We start from the raw sequence: 22342 nt of genomic DNA on the forward strand, positions 1-22342 counted from the left end.
AGCAACGTCCGCACACCGCGCAGATATGAAAAAGCCGCGCCCGACACTTGTCGGACGCGGCTTTTTTACCGTTCCAGTCCCGCGAGCGTTACGCCCCGGCAGGCGCCGGGTTACCGAACGGCCCGCCGCCCTTGGGCCGGCGCGTCTTGGGGATCGAGGTCCCCGCGCCGGGCACGATCGATACCTTCGCATCGGCATCGTCGCGGCCGATATCGCCGTCGAACGCGAGCCGCTTGATCTCGTCGCCGGTCAGCGTCTCATATTCGAGCAGCGCACCGGCGATCCGGTGGAGCTGGTCGATATGCTCGGTCAGGATTTCGCGGGCCTGCGCCAGCCCGCCATCGACCAGCTTGCGGATCTCGCTGTCGATCATCAGCGCGGTCTCGTTCGACATGTTCTGGCGCTGCGTCTGCGAGTAGCCGAGGAAGGTCTCGCCCTGCTGCTCTTCATATTGCAGCGGGCCGAGCGCGTCCGACATGCCCCATTGCGACACCATCGCACGCGCAAGCTTGGTCGCCTGCTTGATGTCGCCCGAGGCACCGCTCGACACCTTGTCGTAGCCGAAGATCAGTTCTTCCGCCACGCGGCCGCCCATTACGGTCGCGAGATCGGCATACATCTTGTCGCGGTGATACGAGTAATTGTCACGCTCGGGCATCGACACGACCATGCCCAGCGCACCACCGCGCGGGATGATCGTCGCCTTGTGGATCGGGTCCGACGCGGGCGTGTGGACACGAACCAGAGCATGGCCCGCCTCGTGATAGGCGGTCATCCGCTTCTCATCGGTGGTCATCACCAGCGAGCGCCATTCGGTGCCCATGATGACACGATCCTTGGCGGTCTCGAACTGCGCCATCGCCACCAGCCGCTTGCCGAGCCGCGCCGCCATCAGCGCCGCCTCGTTGACGAGGTTGGCGAGATCGGCACCCGACATGCCCGGCGTGCCGCGTGCGAGCGTGCGCGCATCGACGTCGGGCGCGAGCGGCACCTTCTTCATGTGCACTTCGAGAATCTTCACGCGGCCCTCGATATCGGGCAGCGGCACCGTGACGCGGCGATCGAAGCGACCCGGACGGAGCAGTGCGGGATCGAGCACGTCGGGGCGGTTCGTCGCCGCGACGATGATGATGCCTTCCGAAGCCTCGAAGCCGTCCATCTCGACGAGCAGCTGGTTGAGCGTCTGCTCGCGCTCGTCATTGCCGTTGCCGAGGCCCGCACCACGGTGACGGCCGACCGCGTCGATTTCGTCGATGAAGACGATGCACGGCGCCGACTTCTTGGCTTCGGCAAACATGTCGCGCACACGGCTCGCGCCGACGCCGACGAACATCTCGACGAAGTCCGACCCCGAAATCGTGAAGAACGGAACGCCAGCCTCACCCGCGATCGCGCGCGCAAGCAGCGTCTTGCCGGTGCCGGGCGAGCCGACGAGCAGCGCGCCCTTGGGAATCTTGCCGCCGAGGCGGGCGAACTTGGTCGGGTCCTTGAGGAACTCGACGATCTCCTGCAGCTCTTCGCGGGCCTCGTCGATGCCGGCGACGTCGTTGAAGGTCACGCGACCTTCCTTCTGCGTCAGCATCTTCGCGCGGCTCTTGCCGAAGCCCATCGCGCCCGAGCCGCTGTTCTTCTGCATCTGGCGCATCACGAAATAGCCGAGGCCGAGGAACAGGAAGAAGGGTAGCGAATTAACGAGCAGGACCTGCCAGATCGGCGCGCCTTCTTCAGGCTTGGCGGTGATCGTCACGTTCTTCTCGCGCAAACGATCGGTCAGGCGCGGGTCCTGCGGCGCATAGGTGCGGAACTTTGTGTTGTCGCTCATCGTGCCGGTGACGACTTCGCCGGCGATGTTGACGTCCTTGACCTGCCCGTTCTGGACACGGTCGAGGAACTGCGAATAGGCGATCCCGTTGACGTTGGGGCCGACCGAACGATTGTCGATCAGCGTCACGAACAACGCCAGCGCGACGAGGATGCCGACCCAGATCAGCAGCGATTTCATCCAGGGGTTGGGCCCGCCAGAGTCGTCGCCGGGCTGCTTGTCATTGTCGTTCATGGGCACGGGATACCTTTCGTGACCCATAAGATAAGCACAGCGCGATTAATGGCAATGCAACGGCCCGCGCAATCGTCGATCAAATCGTCGATCAGTGTGAGTGACGCGGCGGTTGTGGCGCAAAATTCCAGAGGGTGTCGCGCACCGCGACCAGGATTCCGGCATGGGTCGCGGTTTTGCCGGCTTCGAGCGCGTCGAGCAGCGGTTCGATATTGGCCGAGTCGGTGAAGGCTGGCGTGGTGAGCGCGTGCGCCGCGCGGACGGCGTGGATCGCGCGCCGGGCGAGGCGGCGTTTCAACTCGCGGGGTAGGTCCGCGACGTCGAGGTCGATGACGACGCCCCCCGCCCCCGTCATACCGGGCGCGTCGCGGCATCCACCGTGCCGCACGTCGTGCGGATGTTGCTCGTGGACGGCGGTGGTCCCCGGCACGAGGCCGGGGTGACGGTTGGGGGTGGGGCTGCGGCGGGTCTGCCATAGCCAGTCTTCCATCCCCCGTATCGTGGCATCGGCTTCGGCCGCGTGCGCCGCGGCGCGCGCGATCTGCAACGGGTCGAGCCACGGCGTGTCGCGGAGCAATGCGCGAAAGCGGGTGCGCTCGTAATGCGGATCGGCGTTGCTCGGGTCATCGACGAAGGGCAGTGCGTGCGTCACAGCAAGCGCGCGCAGCTCGGCAACCCGCCAGCCGAGCAACGGCCGGATCAGCGCGATCGCGCCGAGCTGCTGGTGCGCGCGAATACCGCCGAGCCCGGCGACCCCCGCCCCGCGCGCCGCGCGCATCAGGAAAGTTTCGGCCTGATCGTCGGCATGATGTGCGGTGGCGAGGCACGTCGCCCCCGCCGCTGCCGCCCAGTCGCGCAGCAGCGCATAGCGCCGGTCGCGTGCGCGACCCTGGACCGCGCGCGAGCCGATCGCGTCGTCGACCACCAGTGTCGCATGCGCGATGCCCTGCGCGGCGCACCATTCGGCGACCATCCGCGCCTCGTCGGCGGCGGCAACGCGCAGCCGGTGATCGACCGTCGCAGCGATGATCCGTCCGGGAAAAGCGGCGGCGGCGAGCGCGAGCAGCGCCATGCTGTCGGGCCCGCCCGATACCGCGAGCGCGAGGCGTTCAGTCGAGCCCAGCGGGCGCACCCGTTCGAAATCCTTGCGGAACCGCGCGACCAGTGCCGGCTCCACCGGCACGCGGTCGGGCGCTCTCATCTCACGAGCAGTTGGAAGCGGCACGACCCTTGGCGACGCCCGCCTTCATCCGCGCATCGGCATCGACCTTCGCGCCATAGCTGCGCTGGAGCTCGGTATAGACCTTGCACACTTGCGCGGCGGGCTTGTCGAGCTTCACCAGCGCCTGGGCGAGGTAATAGAGGCTTTCGGGCGCACGATCGCCATCGGGCCATTTCTTGTAATTGTCGTAGAAAGCGAGGCTCGCGCGCGACGGCTGGCCATCCTCGAGATACGAACGGCCGAGCAGGTTCTGCGCATAGCTCGCGCGCTTGTGCGTCGGGAACTTGGTCGTGACGGTGGTGAACTGCGCCTCGGCCTCGGGATAGAGGTGCGCCGCCCACAGGCGATAGCCGTAGAGATAGGTGTCCTCGGCGACGTCACCCGAATCGGGTCGCTCGACCGCGGCGACTTGCTGCGCGCGTGCCGGATCCTTGGTGCTGACCACTGGCGGCGGGGTCACCGTCGACTTTGCCGGCGCGGGGCGTGTTGGGGTGGCGGGTCGGTCGAACCCGCGATCGGGGGTGCGATCCGCCGTCGGGCGCGCGGGCACGGGCCGGTCGAAGCTGCCGCCGTCATCCCCTGGCACAGCCGCAGGCGTCGCCGCAGCAGCGGCCGCGGCGGCATTGGCCTCGAGCGCCTTCAGGCGGCTGTCGAGCCCTTGCAGGCGGTGCTGGTTGGTCTCGGTCTGCGCGGTCAAGGTGCGCAGCTGGTTTTCGAGCGAATCGACGCGTGCGGTCAAATCGGCGACCGGGCTGGTCGGCGATCCGCCGAGGATCGCGTCGGGATCGGCCGGACGATTGTCGGGCTGGATATACTGGCCACCGCTGCCGCCACTGCCACCGGGGAACACCTTGCGCTGCACCGCGCGCATCTCGCCTTCGAGCCGGTCGACCCGGCCCTCGATCGCGCGCCCGTTGCCGCTGCTGCTCTGCGCATTCGCGGGCGGCGCGCTCAGCATGCTCCCGGCGAGCAGGAAAGCGGTCAATAGATGGTTACGCATTCGTACACCCCCCGGTGCTGATGAAGCGAGTAGCATAGCCGACATTAGCCTTGTGCCGCCAGCGTTAAGGGGCGGGCGTCGGAGCGGCGGCGGGTGCGGCCGGTTCGGGCGCCACCGCGGCAGGCGCCGCGATGTTGAGCGGCTGGAGCGACGACGACGGCGCCGAAGTCGATGCCGCAGTGCGCGTCCGCGTCGAGCGTGTCTCCTCGCGCCGCGCCGTCGGTCCAACAGCGGCCGAAGGCGTCACCGCGGCCGCGGGCGCGGTGCCGCGCGCGGTGAGCGCAGCGGCGTCGAGCGGTACGTCCTTGATCGCGCGCTTGCCGTCGCCGAGCGGCGCGACAGCCGTGCCACCGACGGTCACCTGCAGCTTGTCAGGGCGCCCGACATTGATCATCGGGCCGACCGCGTCGGCGGGGATGGTATAGCTCTCGCCCGCTTTCATCGTGCCGAGATGGATCGTCTTGCCGGCCGTGTCATAGATCCGGAGCCACACCTCGTCGGACGCGGTCAGCACGACTGCACCGGTCGGCACGCTCGGCGACGGGGCTACGGTGGGGGCGGCCGCGATGGTATTGGCGCTTTGCGTGCTCGGGGCGCTGGCGGGCTCGCCATCGCCGCGGAACAGCGAGGTGCCGTAGAACAGCCCGGCGCCGATCAGCACCACGACCGCGATCAGCAAGGTGGTGATCGCCAGGCCGCGCGGCGGAACGCGCGACGGCTCGTCGATTTCGTACGCTTCGTAATTGGTGCGCTTGGCGCTCGGCTGGTCGCTCGCGCCGCGGACTTCGCGCGCGATCGCGACCTCGTCGACGCCGACCGCGCGGGCATAGGCCTTGGCGAAGCCGACCGAATAGGTGATCGACGGAAGCGCCGCATAATTGCCCTCCTCGATCGCCTCGAGCTGGCGCACCGGGATCCGCGTCCGCGAGGCGACTTCGGCAAGCGACAGGCCCTGCGCCTCGCGCGCCTCGCGCAGCGTGTCCCCCGCGGTCTTGGGAAACAGCTTCGGCTCGTCGGCCGGGATCGGTTCGGTCATCACTTCCTCCGGCAAGGCGCGTGCGGCCCGATATGTCCCTTGCCCAGCGGCTGTCTCACAAAGGGGGCGGGACAAGTCAACGCCTTGTCACGCCGCCTGCCGTACGATCACGCCAGTTCGACACCGTTTTCGCCCGCCCATGCAAGCAGCGCCCCGCGCATGTCGCGCGGCGGAGTCTTGAGCAGATCGGCCATGAACACGGTCAGCGCGGCGCGATCGAGCGAGCGCACCATCGCCTTGATCGGCCCGACCGCCGCCGGGGTGATCGACAGCCGCTCGATCCCGAGCCCGATCAGCGCCATCGCCTCGAGGGGCCGCCCGCCCATCTCGCCGCAGACGGTGAGCTGGACGCCGGCCGCGCGCGTCGGCGCGACGAGCTTTGCGAGGAAGCGCAGGATCGCCCCGCTCAGCCAGTCATAGCGTTCTGCTAGCTTGGGATTGGCGCGGTCGGCCGCGAACAGGAACTGCGTCAGGTCGTTGGTGCCGACCGACAGGAACGCAATGTTGGGCAGCAGCAAATCGAGCTGTTCGGCGAGCGCCGGGACTTCGAGCATCGCGCCGTAGCGGATCTCGCTCGGCATCTTCTTGCCACGCGCGCTCAGCCATTCGCGCTGCGCCTCGAACAGCGCGCGCGCTTCGTCGAACTCCCACGGTTCGCTGACCATCGGGAACATCACGCTGAGCGTCCGCCCCGCCGCCGCCTCGAGCAGCGCGCGCGCCTGGACCTTCATCAACCCGCCGCGCTCGAGCGCAAGCCGGATCGCGCGCCACCCCATCGCCGGGTTCTCCTCGTCGGCGTCTTCCTTGTTGAGATACGGCAGCGCCTTGTCGCCGCCGATATCGACCGTGCGGAAGATCACCGGGCGGTCGCCCGCGGCGTCGAGCACGTCCTTGTAGAGCCGCTGCTGGCGCTCGCGCGATGGCAGCGTGGCCGAGACGAGGAACTGGAATTCGGTTCGAAACAGCCCGATCCCATCGGCGCCGGTCACGTCGAGCGCCGCCACGTCGTCGCGCAAGCCCGCATTGACCATAACCGTCAGGCGATGTCCGTCCTTGGTCACCGGCGCCTCGGTCTTGAGCGCGGCGAAGACCGCGCGGCGCTTCTGGCGCAGGTTGAGCGCGGTATCGAAAACCTCCTCCATCGCGGAGGACGGCCGCGCGAAGACATTGCCGGCAGTAACGTCGAGCAGCAGCAGATCGCCCTCGCCGATCAACCGCCGCACGTCGCGAACGCGGCCGAGCACGGGCACCCCCATCGCGCGCGCGACGATCGTGACGTGCGCGGTGAGCGACCCTTCCTCGAGCAACACGCCCTTCAGTCGCCGCCGATCATATTCGAGCAGTTCGGCGGGTCCCAAGTTGCGCGCGATCAGGATCGTGTCCTGCCGCAGTCCCATCTGCGCCGCGGTCCCCATCTGGCCCGAGACGATGCGCAGCAGCCGGTTCGACAGATCCTCGAGATCGTGCATCCGGTCGGCGAGCAACGGATCGTCGATCTGCCGCATCCGCATCCGCGTGCGCTGCTGGACGCGCTCGATCGCGGCCTCCGCGGTCAGCCCCGAATCGATCGCCTCGTTGATCCGCCGTGCCCAGCCCTCGTCATAGGCGAACATCTTGTATGTCTCGAGCACCTCTTCATGCTCGCCACCGCCACCGAACTCGGCCTGGCTGGCGAGCCGCTCGATCTGCGCGCGCATCTTGTCGAACGCGGCATAGACGCGGTGACGCTCGGCCTCGGTATCCTCGGCGACGGTATGCTCGACATGGACGCGCGGCTGGTGGAACACGGCGTAACCGCTCGCCATGCCCTCGACGAGCTTCAACCCCATGATCCGCATCGGCGCGGTCGATTGCGGGCGCATCGTCGCGGCGCCACTCGCATCGACCAGTTCGGCATTGGCGATCAGCTCGGACAGCACCATCGCGACGGTCTGCAACGCCTCGATCTCGACCTCGTCATAGCGGCGCGGATCGACATGCTGGACCGACAGCACGCCGATCGCGCGCTCGCGCCGGATGATCGGCACGCCGGCGAAGCTGCGAAACTTCTCCTCGCCCGTCTCGGGATTCTGGACGAAGTCGGGGTGGCTCGACGCTTCGTCGAGGTTGAGGATCTCGGCCTGCTGCGCGATCGTGCCGACTAGCCCCTCGCCAAGCGCCAATTTGGTGACGTGGACCGCCTCCTGCGCAAGGCCGCGGGTGGCATAGAGTTCGAGCACGCCCTCGCGCAGCAGGTAGATCGAGCACACTTCGCTCGCCATGCCTTCGCCGACGATGGCGACCACTGCGTTGAGCTTGGCCTGCGGCGCGGTGCGCGAGGCCATCACGTCGTGGAGACGAACGAGGATTTCGCGGGCGGAGGCGGCTGCAGTCATACGAATGGGCTAACAGATTGGTGCGGGGCTTGGCTATCGTGCGCCGCACAAGATTTGCTTCTCTGGTCCTTCCCTCCCCTTCAGGGCAGGGGCTTTTAGGTCAGCTATCGAACAGGCTCTCCTGCGCGCCTTCGGGCGGCGTGAGGCCGAGATGCTTCCACCCGCCCGCATTCAGGCAGCGCCCGCGTGCGGTCCGCGCGATCAGGCCCAGCTGGATGAGATACGGCTCGATCACTTCCTCGACCGTGTCGCGCGGTTCGCTCAACCCCGCCGCCAGCGTCTCGACCCCGACCGGACCGCCGCGATAGATGTCGGCGATCATCATCAGATAGCGCCGGTCCATCGCGTCGAGCCCGAGCCGGTCGACCTCGAGCCGATTGAGCGCGGCATCGGCAGCCTTCGCATCGACCAGGTCATGCCCTGCGGCGTGCGCAAAATCGCGCACCCGGCGCAGCAGCCGCCCGGCGATCCGCGGCGTCCCGCGCGAGCGGCGCGCGACCTCGGTCGCGCCATCGCTCGACAGCGGCAGGTCGAGCAGCCGCGCCGCACGCGACACGACCTTTTCGAGCTCCTCGATGGTGTAAAAGCTGAGCCGCACCGGGATGCCGAAGCGATCGCGCAAAGGGGTCGTCAGCAACCCCTGCCGCGTCGTCGCGCCGATCAGCGTGAAGCGCGGCAGGTCGATCCGCACCGAGCGCGCCGATGGCCCCTCGCCGATCATCAGATCGAGCGCGCGGTCCTCCATCGCCGGGTAGAGCACTTCCTCGACCGCGGGCTGGAGCCGGTGGATCTCGTCGATAAAGAGGACGTCGCCATCCTCGAGATTGGTGAGCAAGGCGGCAAGATCGCCCGACTTGGCGATCACCGGCCCCGAGGTGGCGCGGAAGCCCACGCCCATTTCGCGCGCGACGATCTGCGCGAGCGTGGTCTTGCCGAGCCCCGGCGGGCCAAAGAAGAGTACATGATCGAGCGCATCGCCGCGTGCCTTGGCGGCGGCGATGAACACGCGCAGATTCTCGCGCGCGGCCTTCTGCCCGACGAAATCGTCAAGCGATTTGGGGCGCAGCGCGGCGTCGATGTCTTCGGGCGTCCGCGCGGGAGAGAGGAGAGGCTTGTCGGTCATGCTGTCCAAATCGTTCGATAGCCTTGGGCGCCGATCTGGTCGATCCGCCAGAAGCGATCCTTGAGATAGGCGAGCACCGGATCGGGCACCGGGCCGACCGCCATGATCGATACCTTGTCGGGATCATCGAGATAGGCGCGCGCGATGATCCCCGACTCTTCGAATCGATAGATCAGATGGTTGTAGATCTCTGCGATGCCGCCATCGTCGTTCCATAGGATCTCGCGGATATGCTCGATCGTCGGGACCGCGTGCATGGCGTCCCCGGTTCGCGGATCTGATGCCCGTCCGCTCACGACGTTGCGAAATCCGAAACGGTGCTCCGGCGTTCGCCGATCGAGGCCTTCCACACCGTCACCATGCTACTTCGCCGCCTTGCGCAGCGCCAGCCGGACCAGCGCATCGAGCGTAGCGCCCGCCCCCAATTCCTCTTCCGCGGCCGCAACCGCGCCCGACGCTTCGGCCGGGCGGAAGCCGAGGTTGAGCATCGCCGACACAGCATCCGCGCCCGCCCCAACCGGCGCGATCGCCGTGCCAGCGTGGCCGAGCTCGACCCCGCCGATCTTGTCCTTCAATTCGCGCACGATCCGCTCGGCGAGCTTGGGGCCGACGCCGTTCGAGCGCGCCACCATCGCCTTGTCTTGGCTCGCGATCGCGCGCGCGAGGTCGGTCGGTTCGAGCGCCGAGAGGATCGCCAGCGCGACGCGCGCGCCCACCCCCTGCACGCCGGTCAGCAGGCGGAACCAGTCGCGCTCGGCCGCGCTCGAAAAGCCGACCAGGCGGATGAAATCCTCGGCCACCAGCATTTCGGTATGCAGCATCACCGCCTCGCCAACCGGGCCGATGCTGGCGAGCGTGCGGCTCGACGCGCCGACGAGATAACCGACGCCGCCGACGTCGATCACGGCATGGTCGAGTCCGGTCGCATCGAGGCGGCCTTTTAAATGGGCGATCATGCGCCGGTACGTAACAGGAACGAGCGGTCGCGGGAAAGCGAAATCAGGGCAGCCGCCGCGCGCTCGCGATATGATGCGCGTGGCAGATCGCCACCGCGAGCGCATCGGCGGCGTCGGCGCCGTCGATCTTGACGCCGGGGAGCAGCACCGAGACCATTGCATGGACCTGCGCCTTCTCCGCGCCGCCGGTGCCGACCACCGCCTTCTTGACGAGCCGCGCAGCATATTCGCCGACCTCGAGCCCCGCGCGCGCCCCCGCGCACAGCACGACGCCGCGCGCCTGGCCGAGCTTGAGCGTCGATTGCGGGTTGGAATTGACGAACACTTCCTCGACCGCGCAGCCATCGGGCGCATGGTCGATGATCAGCGCCGAGAGCATCGCGTCGAGATGCGCGAGCCGGCGCGGCAGCGGGGCGGCGGTGTCGGTCTTGAGCTTGCCGTTGGCGACATGGCTGAGCCGGTTACCCTCGGCGCGGATCAGCCCCCAGCCGGTGGTGCCGAGGCCCGGGTCGAGGCCGAGGATCAGCATTGCGCTGCGCGAACAGGATTCATGCGAAGGCGCGAAGGCGCGAAGAAGGCGTTTGTTCGCGCGGAGGCGCGGAGGCGCGGAGAAGAAGAAGAGGAAGACGGAGAGATTTTCTCGACCGCACCCTGACCGTCACCCCGGACTTGTCCCGGGGTCCACCGGCGTCCGAGCGCATCACGCGCAGGAAGTGCGGCACGGTGGATGCCGGGACGAGCCCGGCATGACGCGCGGGGAATGGTGCCCGATCCGGAGCGCACCATCTCCGCGCCTCCGCGCCTCCGCGCGAACGAACCTTCTTCTCTTCGTGCCTTCGCGCCTTCGCGTGAAACCCAAATCACCCAAGCTTCTCGAGGATCGCGTCGGACACTTCGTAATTGCCCCACACGGTCTGCACGTCGTCGTCATCGTCGAGCGTGTCGATCAGCTTGAACAGCGTCGCCGCATCGTCCTCGCCGACTTCGACCATCGTCTGCGGGCGCCAGGCGAGCTTGGCGCCTTCTGGCTCGCCGAGCACCGGTGTCAGCGCCGTCACGACTTCGTGGAGCGAATCGTTCGAGGTCCAGATCTCATGGCCGTCCTCGCTCGACTGGACGTCCTCGGCGCCGGCTTCGAGCGCGGCCTCGAACACCTTTTCGGCATCGCCCGCCGACGCCGGATAGGAAATCAGCCCCATCCGGTCGAACGCATGGCTGACCGAGCCCGAAGCGCCCATGTTGCCGCCATTCTTCGCCATGCCGGTGCGAACGTTGGTCGCGGTGCGGTTGCGGTTGTCGGTCAGCGCTTCGATGATCAGCGAGACACCGCCGGGGCCGAAGCCCTCATAGCGGATTTCCTCGTAATTCTCGGTGTCGCCCTTCGACGCCTTGTCGACCGCGCGCTGGATATTGTCCTTGGGCATCGACTGCGCCTTGGCGGCGTTGATCGCCATGCGCAGCCGCGGGTTCATGTCGGGATCGGGCAGGCCCATCTTCGCCGCGACGGTGATTTCGCGGCTGAGCTTCGAGAACATGCCCGAGCGCTTCTTATCCTGCGCGCCCTTGCGGTACATGATGTTCTTATATTTGGAATGGCCTGCCATTGGATCTCTCTCAAACTACAGTGTCGTCACCCCGGACGTGGGAGCCGGGGTCCATGGGCGACGCTCGGCCGATCGCATGGATGCTGAAACGAGTTCAGCATGACGGGTCGGCTTAGTCGAGCCCGAGCGCTTGCTTGTAGGTCTCGAGCAGCGCCTCGGCTTCCTCGCGGTGATGCTTCTCCATCTTGCGCAGCCGCACGATCGAGCGGATCGTCTTGACGTCGAAGCCGGTCGACTTCGCTTCGCCGTACACGTCCTTGATGTCGTCGGCGATGCCCTTCTTTTCTTCCTCGAGGCGCTCGATGCGCTCGATGAGAAGGCGTAGCTGGTCGGCGGCGATAATGTCGCTCACGGTAAATCCCCCGGGGTTTGAATCAGTGAAAGGCGCGCGCTTTAGGCCAGCGCAGCGCCGCCGTCACGCATTCTTCGAAACACTCTGGCGCATCCGCTCGAGTTGCTCGGGCGTCGCATCGCCCTGATGCTCGGCTTTCCACTGCGCGTACGGCATGCCGTAGACGATCGCGCGTGCCTCGTCCTTGGTCATGCCGCCGTCAGCCTCTTCGACCCAGTCCGACAGGCAATTGCGGCAGAAACCGGCCAGCCCCATCAAGTCGATATTCTCGGCGTCGCTGCGGTGGCGCAGATGGCGCACCAGCCGCCGAAACGCTGCCGCCGCTACGGCATCATCCAGTCCATCCAAATCGCGCATCGTTTCGCTCCACGGTTGATCGTGGCGAGATAGGAGGTAGAGCAGCAGCCGTACAGCCTCCCCACGGCAAGGACCTCCCCATGATCAAGACCATCGCCCCGCGCGCGCGTAAGGTACGTATCCTCGCCACGCTCGGCCCCGCCAGCAGCACCCCCGAGATGATCGCCGCTTTGTTCGAAGCGGGCGCCGACGCCTTCCGCGTCAACATGAGCCACGGCGACCAGCAATCGAAGATCGCCGTCATCCAGGCGATCCGCGCGCTCGAGAAGATTTATCAGCGCCCGACCACGATCCTCGCCGATCTGCAGGGGCCCAAGCTGCGCGTCGGCAAGTTCGAGGGCGGCAAGATCGAGCTCGTCAAGGGCCAGACCTTCACGCTCGACCGCGACACCACGCCCGGCGACACGACGCGCGTCGAGCTGCCGCACCGCGAGATCTTCGAGGCGATCGAGCCCGGCGCACGCCTCCTGCTCGACGACGGCAAGCTCGTGCTGCGCGTGACCGACCACACCGACACGACGATCGTCACCGAGGTCGTGGTCGGCGGCGCGCTGTCGAACAGCAAGGGGCTGAACGTCCCCGACGTCGTGCTGCCGATGGCGGCGCTGACCGAAAAGGACCGCAGCGATCTCGCCTTCGCGGTCGACCAGGGCGTCGACTGGATCGCTTTGTCGTTCGTCCAGCGCCCCGAGGATCTCGCCGAGGCGCGGAAGCTGATCGGCGGCAAGGCGTCGCTGCTCGCCAAGATCGAGAAGCCGCAAGCGATCCAGCGGCTCGAGGAAATCGTCGAGATGTGCGACGGCGTGATGGTCGCGCGCGGCGATCTCGGCGTCGAGATGCCGCCCGAGAGCGTCCCGCCGCTGCAGAAGCGCATCATCGAAGTGTCGCGCCGCCTGGGCCGCCCGGTGGTGGTCGCGACGCAGATGCTCGAATCGATGATCACCTCGCCCTCGCCGACGCGCGCCGAGGTGTCCGACGTCGCGACCGCGATCTATGACGGCGCCGATGCGATCATGCTCTCGGCCGAAAGCGCGGCCGGCGCGTGGCCGACCGAATCGGTAGCGATGATGAACGCGATCGGCGAAGCGGTCGAAAAGGATCCGACGCATGGCGACCGGATCCACTTCACCGTGATCCGCTCGGACCCGACCACCGCCGATGCCCTGGCCGAAGCCGCCAAGAACATCGCGCAGACGGTCGAGGCCGCCGCGATCATCTGCTTCACCGCCTCGGGCTCGACCGCCCGCCGCGTCGCGCGCGAGCGGCCCGGCGTCCCGCTGATGATCCTTACCCCGAATGCCGAAACCGCGCGGCGTGCGGGCTTGCTGTGGGGCGCCTATGCGATCCTGACCAAGGACGTCGATTCGTTCGAGGAGATGGTCGCCAAGGCCAAGCGCATGGCGCTGCGCCACAACCTCGCCAAGGCGGGCGACCGCATCATCCTGATCGCGGGCGTGCCGTTCAAGACGCCGGGGTCGACCAACGTGCTCCACGTCGTGCGGGTCAGTGGCGATGAGCTGAAGGGGTATGCGAGCTAGGTCCAACCCCTCACGGTCACCCCGGGCTTGTCCCGGGGTCCACTGCGATGCCCACCCTGCCGCCCGAGCGCGCGCGGCACGGTGGGCCCCGGCACAAGGCCGGGGTGACGAAGTGGGTGCTACGCGATGGAACCGAAGGCGTGGCTTAGGCGAGAATGCCGTAGCGCGCGAGATCCGCGCGCAGCGTCGCGGCGTCGGTGAAGACCACCGCGCCCATCCCGACGCTCTGCGCGCCCGCGACATTGTCTTCGCGGTCATCGACGAACAGCGTGTCCTCGGCGCGCAACCCGAACCGCTCGAGCGCGAGGCGATAGATCGCCGGATCGGGCTTGGTCAGCAATTCGTCGCCCGAGACGACGATGTCGTCGAAGCGATCGAACAGATCGGCCTCGCGGTCGCGGAACGACGGCCAGAACTCGCCCGAGAAATTGGTGATCGCATACAGCGGCACGCCCGCCTCCTCGAGTTCGCGCACGAGGTCGCGCATCCCCGGCAACATCCCGCCAAGCTGCTCGCCGAAGCGCGGCCCCCAGGCGGCGATCAGAGCGGCATGCTGCGGATGCGCGGCGGCGAGCTCGGCCGAGGTGTCGGCGAACGGACGGCCAGCGTCATGCTGGAAATGCCATTCCTTGGTCGCGACATCGCGCAGGAATGCATCGAGCGCCCGATCGTCACCGATCAGGCGCTCATAGAGGAATCTGGGATTCCAATCGTACAAGACGTTGCCGACGTCGAAGACGACGGCCCGCGTCACGTCGCTTAGCCCTGGCGGGCCTTGAAGCGGCGGTTGGTCTTGTTGATGATATAGGTACGCCCACGACGACGGATCACGCGGTTATCGCGATGACGGCCCTTGAGCGACTTCAAGGAATTGCGGATCTTCATGATCGATTCGCTTTGCAAAATCTGGAATGTGGAAAAGAGCCGCTGCGCATATGGTCGCGCCCTCCCCAAGTCAAGCGCGACCGCGTCGATACGCCGCGCTATAGCGACGGAACCCGAAGCCCGGGTCCAGGCGTTACACCCCTGCAACGACTGTGATAACAAGGACAAGAGTATGAAGCTGGCTTTGGGAATGGCAATTGCCGCGGCAGCGAGCTTGAGCGCCTGCGCGACGACGACGACGAGTGGTCCGGTCGAAGTGACGCGGTTTCACCTCGGATCGACGGCAACGCCGCTCGAGACGGGGACGCTCGCGGTCGAACCCGCGCCCGGTGGCGGCCCCGCCAGCCTCGAGTTCAAGACCTATGCCGCCGCCGTCCAGACCGAGGCGCTGGCGCACGGCTTCACCGTCCCCAAAACCGATCCCGATGCGCAATATCTCGCGGTCGTCGGCTTTACACGGACGACGCGCCCGGCGCCGCCGCGCAATGGCGGCAGCGGCGTGAGCATCGGTCTCGGCGGCGGTGGCTATAGCGGTGGTGGTGGCTATCGTGGCGGCGGCGGCGTGGGCCTCGGTGGCGGCATCTCCTTCCCGATCGGCAAGCAGAAATACCGCACCGTGGTGCTCACCGACCTCACCGTCCAGATCCGCCGCCGCCGCGACGCGACGGTGATCTGGGAAGGCCATGCGCAGACCTTCTCGCCCGGCGAGGCGCCCGCTGCACAAGCCAACGCCGCGGCAGCCAAATTGTCGCATGCGCTGTTCCTGGGCTTCCCCGGGGAATCGGGTCGCACTATTACGGTGCGATGAGCATCACCATCAACGCCGCTTTCGATAGCGGAAACATCGACGTGGTCGCCATTGACGGCGACCACGTCGATCTCGCCATCCGGCTCGACCATCAGTCGGACTTCTTCCAGTGGTTCCACTTCCGCGTCGCGGGCGCGAAGGGGCGGACGCTCACCTTGCGCATCACCAACGCTGCGCAATCGGCCTATCCGTTTGGCTGGCCGGGCTACAAGGTGCGCGCGAGCACCGATCGCCTGGCATGGCGGATGATCCCGACGCGCTACGTCGACGGGATGCTTGAGTTCGAGTGGAACGGCGACAGCGAACTCGTCTGGTTCGCCTATTTCGAACCCTATACGATCGAGCAGCACGACGCGCTGGTCGCCCGCATCGCGGGGCAGCCAGGCGTGACGCATCGCGAGCTCGGCCAGTCGCTCGACGGCCGCGCGATCGATTGCCTCGATATCGGCAGCGGCCCCAAGCATGTCTGGCTCTACGCGCGCCAGCATCCCGGCGAGAGCATGGCCGAGTGGTGGATGGAAGGCGCGCTCGACTGGCTGACCGATGCCGCCAATCCGGTGGCCCGCGCCTTGCGCGAAAAGGCGACCTTCCACTGCGTCCCCAACATGAACCCCGACGGCTCGTTCCGCGGGCATCTGCGCACCAATGCAGCGGGCGTGAACCTCAACCGCGAATGGCATACGCCGACGCCGGAGAAGAGCCCCGAAGTGCTGTGCGTCCGCGATGCGATGGACGCGACCGGCGTCGCCTTCGCGATCGACGTGCACGGCGACGAGGCGATCGCGGCGAATTTCTTCGCCGGGTTCGAGGGCATCCCCTCCTGGACCGACGCGCTCGGCGCCAAATATACCGAGTTCGGCGAGCGGCTCGCGGCGCATTCGCCCGATTTCCAGACCGCACGCGGCTACGACAAGGCGGCGCCGGGCAAGGCCAACCTGTCGATGTCGACCAACCAGCTCGCCGAGCGGTTCGGCGCGGTGTCGATGACGCTCGAAATGCCGTTCAAGGACCATGACCCCAACCCCGATGCCGAGTTCGGCTGGTCGGGCGCGCGCTCGAAGACGCTGGCGCATGCGTGCCTCGAAGTGCTTGCCGACATGATCGACGCAATCTAGGCCCCCTCGCAAAGGAGACCCAGATGCCCACCCTCGTCCTGATCCGCCACGGCCAGTCGGCCTGGAACCTCGAGAACCGCTTCACTGGCTGGTGGGATGTCGATCTGACCGACAAGGGCGTCGAGGAGGCGCGCGCCGCGGGGCGGCTGATGGCCGAGAAGGGGCTCGATTTCGATCTCTGCTTCACCTCGCTGCAGACGCGCGCGATCAAGACGCTCAACCTGGCGCTCGAGGAAATGCGGCGGCTGTGGCTTCCGGTCGAGAAGGACTGGCGGCTCAACGAGCGGCACTATGGCGGGCTGACCGGCCTCGACAAGGCCGAGACCGCCGCCAAGCACGGTGCGGAGCAAGTCCATATCTGGCGCCGCAGCTTCGACATCCCGCCGCCGCCGCTGCAGGCCGGCAGCGAGTACGATCTGTCGCAGGATCGCCGCTATGCCGGGATCGATGTCCCTGCGACCGAGAGCCTCAAGGACACGATCGCGCGCGTGCTGCCGTATTGGGAGGGGCGGATCGCGCCTGCTCTGCGCGATGGGCAGCGGGTCGTCATCTCGGCGCATGGCAATTCACTGCGCGCGCTCGTCAAGCATCTGTCGGGGATCCCCGATGACGAGATCACCACGCTCGAGATCCCGACCGGTCAGCCGATCGTCTACGAACTCGACGATTCGCTGGCGGCGACCGATCGTTATTATTTGAGCGAGCGCTGAGCTCGTAGCTCGGCCGCTGGGCGGAAAGGGGAACTGCCCGCCTTCTTCAAACGGATGGTGGAGGGAGATCGATAGCGCGCACAGCGCATGTTGCCCCCTCCACTATTCGCTGACTGCTCAGCGTCCACCTCCCCCGATCGCCGGGGGAGGGGATTAAACCATCGCTAGGGCTTACTGGCCCGTCGTAACCGTCGTGGTGGTCTTCTCGGTCACGCGCGCAGGTGCAGCGCGGCGCGTCGTTGCCTTGCGCACGACGCGCTTGACTGCGGTGTGACGAACGGCAGGCGCCGCGGTCTTCGTCGTCTCGGTCGTTACCGTCGTGGTCGGTGCGGGCGCCTGGACCACAACCGGCGGCGCCGACCGTGCTGCGGCTGCGTCGGCGGCTGCCGAAGCGGCGGCCTGCTCGGCGGCGTTCGCACGGGCGTTGGCGGCTGCGGCATCGGCCTGCGCGTCCATTGCGACGTTGCGGGCGTTGGTCGTGGCGGCATGGGCGGCATCGTTATGCGCACGCTGCGCCTGGCCGAGCGCGGTGTCGGCAAGCTGCGACGCGCGATGCGCATCGTCGATCGCTTCGGCCTTCTTGCCCGCGGCAAGATGCTCTTCGGCGGCGCGGAGCTGCGCCTGTGCATCGGCCTGGAGCCGTGGCGTCTCGGTCGTCGCGCCGACCTTGGCCGATGCTTCGATCTTGGCGCGCGCTTCGGCGATCGCCTGCTCGGCGCGGTCATGCTTGCCCTCGGCGAAGGCGGGGGCGGAGAAAGCCAGCACGCTGGCAAGCGCGACGGACGAAAGGGTCGAGAAACGGGTCATGGCGTGTATCCGATATGACTGTATGGATTCGCCCAACCCGCGCCGCGCCAAACAAGTTCCGCTTGCGATATGACGGCGGGAACGGTTGCCCTGCGTCACCCCGCTCGCTAGTCCGGCGCCATGGCACAGAGCGCGTCCCCCCTTGTCGGCATCATCATGGGCAGCACGTCCGATTGGGAGACGATGCACCATGCGGCCGATCTGCTCGCCGAATTGGGCGTGGCGCACGAGACCAAGGTCGTTTCGGCGCACCGCACGCCGCAGCGGCTCTACGACTATGCGACGGGTGCCGCCAAACGCGGCTTGCAGGTGGTGATCGCCGGCGCGGGCGGCGCGGCGCATCTGCCGGGCATGGCGGCGGCGATGACGCATCTGCCGGTGCTCGGCGTGCCGGTCGAGAGCAAGACGATGAAGGGCCTCGATAGCCTCTATTCGATCGTCCAGATGCCTGCGGGGATTCCGGTGGGGACGCTGGCGATCGGCAAGGCCGGCGCGAAGAACGCGGCATTGCTGGCGGCGGCGATCCTCGCACTGTCGGACGAGGCGTTGAGCGCGCGGCTGCAGGCCTGGCGTGCGGCGCAGACCGACGGCGTGGCTGTCGATCCGGAATGACGCGCAGTCCCCACCTTTCTCCCCTCCCTGAAAGGGAGGGGTTGGGGGTGGGTCGGCCTAGGGCGGGCGTCCGGTCGAACAACGGGCCAACCCACCCCCGGCCCCTCCCTTCCAGGGAGGGGAGCCCCGCTCCCACGATCTCCCCTTACCCAACGGATAGGCACGCATGACCCCCCTTCCCCCCGGCTCGACCATCGGCATCCTCGGCGGCGGGCAGCTCGGGCGGATGCTTGCAGTCGCCGCGGCGCAGCTCGGCTATCACACGCGGATCCTCGCGCCCGACGAGGAAGCCGTCGCCGCGCAGACCGCTTCCAGCTACATCCGCGCCGATTATCACAGCCATATCGTGCTCGACGAATTCGCCGCGGCGGCCGACGTCGTCACCTATGAGTTCGAGAATATCGCGCTCGCGCCGGTGACCTATCTCGCGGGCAAGGTCCCGGTGCATCCCGCGCCCGCCGCGCTCGGCATCGCGCAGGACCGCGCGGTCGAGAAGGCGTTCGTGGCGGAGATTGGCGGGCGGACCGCGCCTTGGGCGAAGGTCGAGACGCGCGCTGAGCTCGAAGCCGCGGTGGTGGAGATCGGCACGCCGGCGATCCTCAAGACGCTGCGGATGGGTTATGACGGCAAGGGCCAGGTGCGCATCACCGCGCCTGACCAGATCGACGCCGCGTGGGACGCGATCGGCCAGCGGCCCGCGATCCTCGAAGGCTTCGTGCAGTTCAGCCACGAATTCTCGATCCTCCTCGTGCGCCGCGCCGACGGGCTGATGGTGAGCTATCCGCCACCGTGGAACCAGCACGAAGACGGCATCCTCGCCACCTCCACCCTCCCCGCCCCGCCCGAGATCGCGGCGCAATGGGGCGAGGCGGCGGCGCTCGCCGGGCGGATCGCCGATCGGCTCGAGTACGTTGGGGTGCTCGCGTGCGAATTCTTCGCCGGTGCTAACGGCCCGGTGTTCAACGAAATGGCGCCGCGCGTCCACAATTCGGGGCATTGGACGATCGAGGGCGCGGTCTGCTCGCAATTCGAGAACCATATCCGCGCAATCTGCGGGCTACCACTGGGAGACACGGCGCTGACGGCGCCCACCGTGGCGATGGAGAACCTGATCGGCGACGATGCTGACCGCTGGGCCGAGATTCTCGCCGAGCCGGGCGCGCATCTGCATCTCTACGGCAAGGGCGCAAGTCGGCCGGGCCGCAAGATGGGGCATGTCACGCGGCTGGGGCGGTAAACGCTTGATCCTCCCCTCGCTGGGCGAGGGAGGATTTAGGGGACGATCGGCAGCGCGATATAGCTCTGGTCCGGCCCGCTCACCGTCACCTGCTGCGTCGCCTTCACGTAATCCGCCGGCTTGGCGTAGAAGATGTTGGGCACGAAGCGCTGCGGGTTGCGGTCATAGAGAGGGAACCAGCTCGACTGGACCTGCACCATGATGCGGTGCCCCGGCAGGAACACATGGTTCGCCTGCGGCAGCGCCCAGCTATACGCCAGCGGCACACCGGGCTTCAGCGCGACGGCATGGTCGAGCCCCTCGCGATACCGCCCGCGGAAGATGTCCATGCCGACGGCGAGCTGATATCCGCCCATCTTCGGGTCGCTCGGCACCTGGTCGGGATAGACGTCGATCAGCTTGACCACCCAGTCGCTGTCGGTGCCGCTCGTCGCCGCGGTGAGATGGACGACCGGCTGCCCCGCGATCGTCACGGGCTGAGTCAGTACGGGGCCAGTGAAGGTCAGCACGTCGGGGCGGCTCGAGACGATGCGCTGGTCGCCGACCAGCCACGCCTTCCAGTGATTGTCCTCGTAGCTAACCGGCCGAACCGGACGCGGCACGTTGGTCACCGGATGCGCCGGATCGGAGACATAGTCCGCAGTCTGCGCCGGTCCAGCGGCGGGTGCGAAACCAACCGCGTCGCCCGGCTGGAGGAACAGCTTGGTCATCGCCGGCTGCGCCGACCAGCTCGGTAGGCGCTGCCACTGGTTGGTGCCGCTCTGGAACGCGGTGACGGGCGCGACGTCCATGGGCGTGCCCTTGAGGTAATGCGCAAGGAACGGGCCGAGCACTTGGCGGCGCCACCATTTGGCGGTGTCCTGGTCCCATTGGATATCGCCGAGCGCCTTGCCGTCGTCGATCTGCTGGCCGTGATACCACGGGCCTATCGTCAGATAGACCATGTTCCCGGCGGTATCCTTGGGTTTCAGCGCGCGATACACCGCTGTCGCGCCGTAGATATCCTCCTGGTCCCACAGGCCGTGGACGAGCATCACCGGCACCTTGAGCGGCTGGCGGCTGAGCACCTGGTCCATCGCCTGCGCTTGCCAGAAGCTGTCATATGCCGGGTGCGCGGCGATCTTGCGCCAGAAGCCGATCTGGTCGAGCCCGTGCGCCGTGGCGAGCGCGCCGGTCGAGCCAGCGCGCATCACCGCGTCATATTCGTCATAGGTTGTGCGCGCATAGGGCGACGAATTGTCGCGCGTCGCGATCTGCTCCCAGATATAGTCGATCCCGACGCGGAACGCGCCGTTGTGGAACCAGTCGTCGCCGCGCCAGCCATCGACCATCGGGTTCTCGGGGACAGCCACCACGAGCGCCGGATGCGGGTTGATCAGCGGCATCAGCGACAGAAAACCGTCGTAGGAAATGCCTAGGATCCCGACCTTCTTGTTCGACTCTGGCAGATGTTTCACCAGCCAGTCGATCGTATCGTAGGTATCGGTCGAGTCGTCGGTATGCGTCGGGTTGAGCGCGGTGTCGTGGAGCGGCGGGTTCATCATCGCGATGCCCTGCGACCCGTATTTGCCGCGCACGTCCTGCACGACGCGGATGTAGCCGCCGTCGACGATCACGTCGGTGGCATTGTCATAGCCGGTAAGGCTCGTCGCGAGATCGGCGTTGTTGCCGCCTTTGCCCGTCATCCCGTCGGCGTTGTACGGCGTGCGCGTCATCAGGATGCCGGCGTCGTGCGCCCCCTTGGGCAGGAGGATGACGGTGTGGAGCTTGACCCCGTCGCGCATCGGGATCTCGACGATGCGACGCTCGTAGTTGAAGCCTTCGCTCGGGGGGAAGAGCTTCGCCGGGCGCTCGTCATAGGTTTGCGCGTGCGCGGTGAGCGGCGAGACCGCCAATGCTGCGCCCAACAACCAACGTGCCTTCATGCCCCGCTCCCCAGCTCTTCGCTCCGGTCACACGCATGACGCCCCCCCCCGCCGTCATCCCCGCGAAGGCGGGGATCCCGCTGCCTGGCCCCGCCCCCGAAGAAGAAGCAGGACCCTCGCTTTCGCGAGGGTGACAGGAGTGGGGCGATCGAACGACCTCATGCTGCCGGGGCACACCGGATTGCAAACCCCGACGCGCAAAGTGTGCGGCACGGTGGGCCCCGGCACAAGGCTAGGGTGACGGTCGCGCGATACAAAAACGGCCCGCGCTCCGATTGGAGCGCAGGCCGTCTTCATCGCTCAAACGAACGGCGTTACGCCGCGCGCGTGCCCGTCATCGGGAAGCTGCCGAACGCGCCTGCGCCGACGGTGCCGGTGAGCGTGTCGCCCTCGGCCGTCGCCTTGCAGTCGAGCGTCATCGGCATCGGGACGACGATCGACATCTTCCAGCTGATCGTGTCACCTTCGACCGTGCCGTCGGTGATCTCGACCGAACCCATCGCGCCGTTCTGCGAGCCGGTCCAGCTGGTGCCGTCGGTCTTGACCGTCAGCACCGCCTTCTGGTCGCCGAGCGGCGACTTGACGATCGTATCCCACGTCCCATCAACTGCAGCCATGATGTGT

At 67.3% G+C, this 22342-nt stretch carries 23 protein-coding genes; 6 read left to right on the plus strand and 17 right to left on the minus strand.

The annotated features are described in order from the left end of the window. Positions 1–88: 88 nt before the first annotated feature. From ftsH to ABIB28_RS12630, 12 genes are all read right to left on the minus strand, one after another. Positions 89–2056 carry an ATP-dependent zinc metalloprotease FtsH gene (ftsH, locus tag ABIB28_RS12575; protein WP_354288434.1) on the minus strand — a complete coding sequence of 656 codons (1968 nt, stop codon included), beginning with the start codon at positions 2054–2056 and terminating at the stop codon, positions 89–91. A gap of 91 nt (positions 2057–2147) precedes the next feature. Beyond that, positions 2148–3257 carry a tRNA lysidine(34) synthetase TilS gene (gene tilS / locus ABIB28_RS12580; RefSeq protein WP_354288435.1) on the minus strand — a complete coding sequence of 370 codons (1110 nt, stop codon included), beginning with the start codon at positions 3255–3257 and terminating at the stop codon, positions 2148–2150. Between the two features lies 1 nt (position 3258). Continuing rightward, positions 3259–4278: a tetratricopeptide repeat protein gene (locus ABIB28_RS12585; protein WP_354288437.1), complete on the minus strand. Its 1020-nt coding sequence runs from the start codon at positions 4276–4278 to the stop codon at positions 3259–3261. 64 nt (positions 4279–4342) lie between these two features. Then, positions 4343–5314: a helix-turn-helix domain-containing protein gene (locus tag ABIB28_RS12590; RefSeq protein ID WP_354288438.1), complete on the minus strand. Its 972-nt coding sequence runs from the start codon at positions 5312–5314 to the stop codon at positions 4343–4345. Positions 5315–5421: 107 nt separating this feature from the next. Next, a complete protein-coding gene (gene ptsP, locus ABIB28_RS12595) occupies positions 5422–7689 on the minus strand; it encodes a phosphoenolpyruvate--protein phosphotransferase (RefSeq protein WP_206365587.1) in 2268 nt (755 codons plus the stop codon). A gap of 100 nt (positions 7690–7789) precedes the next feature. Further along, complete coding sequence (ruvB, locus tag ABIB28_RS12600) at positions 7790–8812, minus strand: Holliday junction branch migration DNA helicase RuvB (protein ID WP_354288439.1); 1023 nt, start codon at positions 8810–8812, stop codon at positions 7790–7792. Continuing rightward, complete coding sequence (locus ABIB28_RS12605) at positions 8809–9069, minus strand: hypothetical protein (RefSeq protein WP_354288440.1); 261 nt, start codon at positions 9067–9069, stop codon at positions 8809–8811. The genes ruvB and ABIB28_RS12605 overlap by 4 nt, the downstream gene beginning before the upstream one ends. Positions 9070–9174: 105 nt before the next feature. Beyond that, positions 9175–9768, minus strand: a complete 594-nt coding sequence (gene ruvA / locus ABIB28_RS12610; protein ID WP_354288441.1) for a Holliday junction branch migration protein RuvA — start codon at positions 9766–9768, stop codon at positions 9175–9177. A gap of 43 nt (positions 9769–9811) precedes the next feature. After that, positions 9812–10297, minus strand: a complete 486-nt coding sequence (gene ruvC / locus ABIB28_RS12615) for a crossover junction endodeoxyribonuclease RuvC (protein ID WP_354288442.1) — start codon at positions 10295–10297, stop codon at positions 9812–9814. Positions 10298–10628: 331 nt separating this feature from the next. Next, positions 10629–11372: a YebC/PmpR family DNA-binding transcriptional regulator gene (locus ABIB28_RS12620; protein ID WP_133190776.1), complete on the minus strand. Its 744-nt coding sequence runs from the start codon at positions 11370–11372 to the stop codon at positions 10629–10631. 112 nt (positions 11373–11484) lie between these two features. After that, complete coding sequence (locus ABIB28_RS12625; RefSeq protein ID WP_010185731.1) at positions 11485–11724, minus strand: DUF2312 domain-containing protein; 240 nt, start codon at positions 11722–11724, stop codon at positions 11485–11487. A 63-nt stretch (positions 11725–11787) separates the two neighbouring features. Next, positions 11788–12081 carry a DUF1244 domain-containing protein gene (locus ABIB28_RS12630; protein WP_133190778.1) on the minus strand — a complete coding sequence of 98 codons (294 nt, stop codon included), beginning with the start codon at positions 12079–12081 and terminating at the stop codon, positions 11788–11790. A gap of 80 nt (positions 12082–12161) precedes the next feature. Here ABIB28_RS12630 and pyk point away from each other — a divergent pair, with 80 nt between their 5' ends. Beyond that, positions 12162–13619: a pyruvate kinase gene (gene pyk, locus ABIB28_RS12635; protein WP_354288444.1), complete on the plus strand. Its 1458-nt coding sequence runs from the start codon at positions 12162–12164 to the stop codon at positions 13617–13619. A 145-nt stretch (positions 13620–13764) separates the two neighbouring features. On the opposite strand, the gene ABIB28_RS12640 is transcribed toward pyk, so the two are convergent. Next, the gene (locus ABIB28_RS12640) at positions 13765–14373 is read right to left on the minus strand and encodes an HAD family hydrolase (protein WP_354288446.1); all 609 of its coding nucleotides are present in this window, start codon (positions 14371–14373) and stop codon (positions 13765–13767) included. A gap of 5 nt (positions 14374–14378) precedes the next feature. Then, a complete protein-coding gene (gene ykgO / locus ABIB28_RS12645) occupies positions 14379–14504 on the minus strand; it encodes a type B 50S ribosomal protein L36 (protein ID WP_010160916.1) in 126 nt (41 codons plus the stop codon). A 172-nt stretch (positions 14505–14676) separates the two neighbouring features. Here ykgO and ABIB28_RS12650 point away from each other — a divergent pair, with 172 nt between their 5' ends. The 3 genes from ABIB28_RS12650 to gpmA are packed head-to-tail and all read left to right on the plus strand — an operon-like array spanning position 14677 to position 17137. Continuing rightward, positions 14677–15312: a DUF4136 domain-containing protein gene (locus ABIB28_RS12650; RefSeq protein ID WP_133190784.1), complete on the plus strand. Its 636-nt coding sequence runs from the start codon at positions 14677–14679 to the stop codon at positions 15310–15312. After that, positions 15309–16427 (plus strand): M14 family metallopeptidase, encoded by a 1119-nt coding sequence (locus tag ABIB28_RS12655; protein ID WP_354288447.1) that lies wholly within the window; start codon positions 15309–15311, stop codon positions 16425–16427. Before ABIB28_RS12650 ends, ABIB28_RS12655 begins: the two co-directional genes overlap by 4 nt. 23 nt (positions 16428–16450) lie before the next feature. Further along, positions 16451–17137, plus strand: coding sequence for a 2,3-diphosphoglycerate-dependent phosphoglycerate mutase (gene gpmA, locus ABIB28_RS12660; protein ID WP_354288449.1), 687 nt, complete (start codon positions 16451–16453; stop codon positions 17135–17137). Between the two features lie 171 nt (positions 17138–17308). On the opposite strand, the gene ABIB28_RS12665 is transcribed toward gpmA, so the two are convergent. Beyond that, a complete protein-coding gene (locus ABIB28_RS12665; RefSeq protein WP_354288451.1) occupies positions 17309–17944 on the minus strand; it encodes a hypothetical protein in 636 nt (211 codons plus the stop codon). A 120-nt stretch (positions 17945–18064) separates the two neighbouring features. Here ABIB28_RS12665 and purE point away from each other — a divergent pair, with 120 nt between their 5' ends. Then, a complete protein-coding gene (gene purE, locus ABIB28_RS12670; RefSeq protein ID WP_354288453.1) occupies positions 18065–18556 on the plus strand; it encodes a 5-(carboxyamino)imidazole ribonucleotide mutase in 492 nt (163 codons plus the stop codon). 166 nt (positions 18557–18722) lie between these two features. Then, positions 18723–19793: a 5-(carboxyamino)imidazole ribonucleotide synthase gene (locus tag ABIB28_RS12675; RefSeq protein WP_354288454.1), complete on the plus strand. Its 1071-nt coding sequence runs from the start codon at positions 18723–18725 to the stop codon at positions 19791–19793. Positions 19794–19828: 35 nt separating this feature from the next. Here the strand turns inward: ABIB28_RS12675 and ABIB28_RS12680 are convergent, their stop codons facing one another. Together ABIB28_RS12680 and ABIB28_RS12685 are read right to left on the minus strand one after the other, a co-directional pair. Beyond that, positions 19829–21718 (minus strand): CocE/NonD family hydrolase, encoded by a 1890-nt coding sequence (locus ABIB28_RS12680; protein ID WP_354288455.1) that lies wholly within the window; start codon positions 21716–21718, stop codon positions 19829–19831. A gap of 314 nt (positions 21719–22032) precedes the next feature. Then, entirely contained in the window at positions 22033–22335 is a 303-nt protein-coding gene (locus ABIB28_RS12685; RefSeq protein ID WP_133190799.1) for a hypothetical protein, read from the minus strand. Between the last annotated feature and the right edge of the window lie 7 nt (positions 22336–22342).

It is taken from the genome of Sphingomonas sp. UYEF23 (assembly GCF_040546165.1).
Taxonomy (GTDB): Bacteria; Pseudomonadota; Alphaproteobacteria; order Sphingomonadales; family Sphingomonadaceae; genus Sphingomonas; species Sphingomonas glacialis.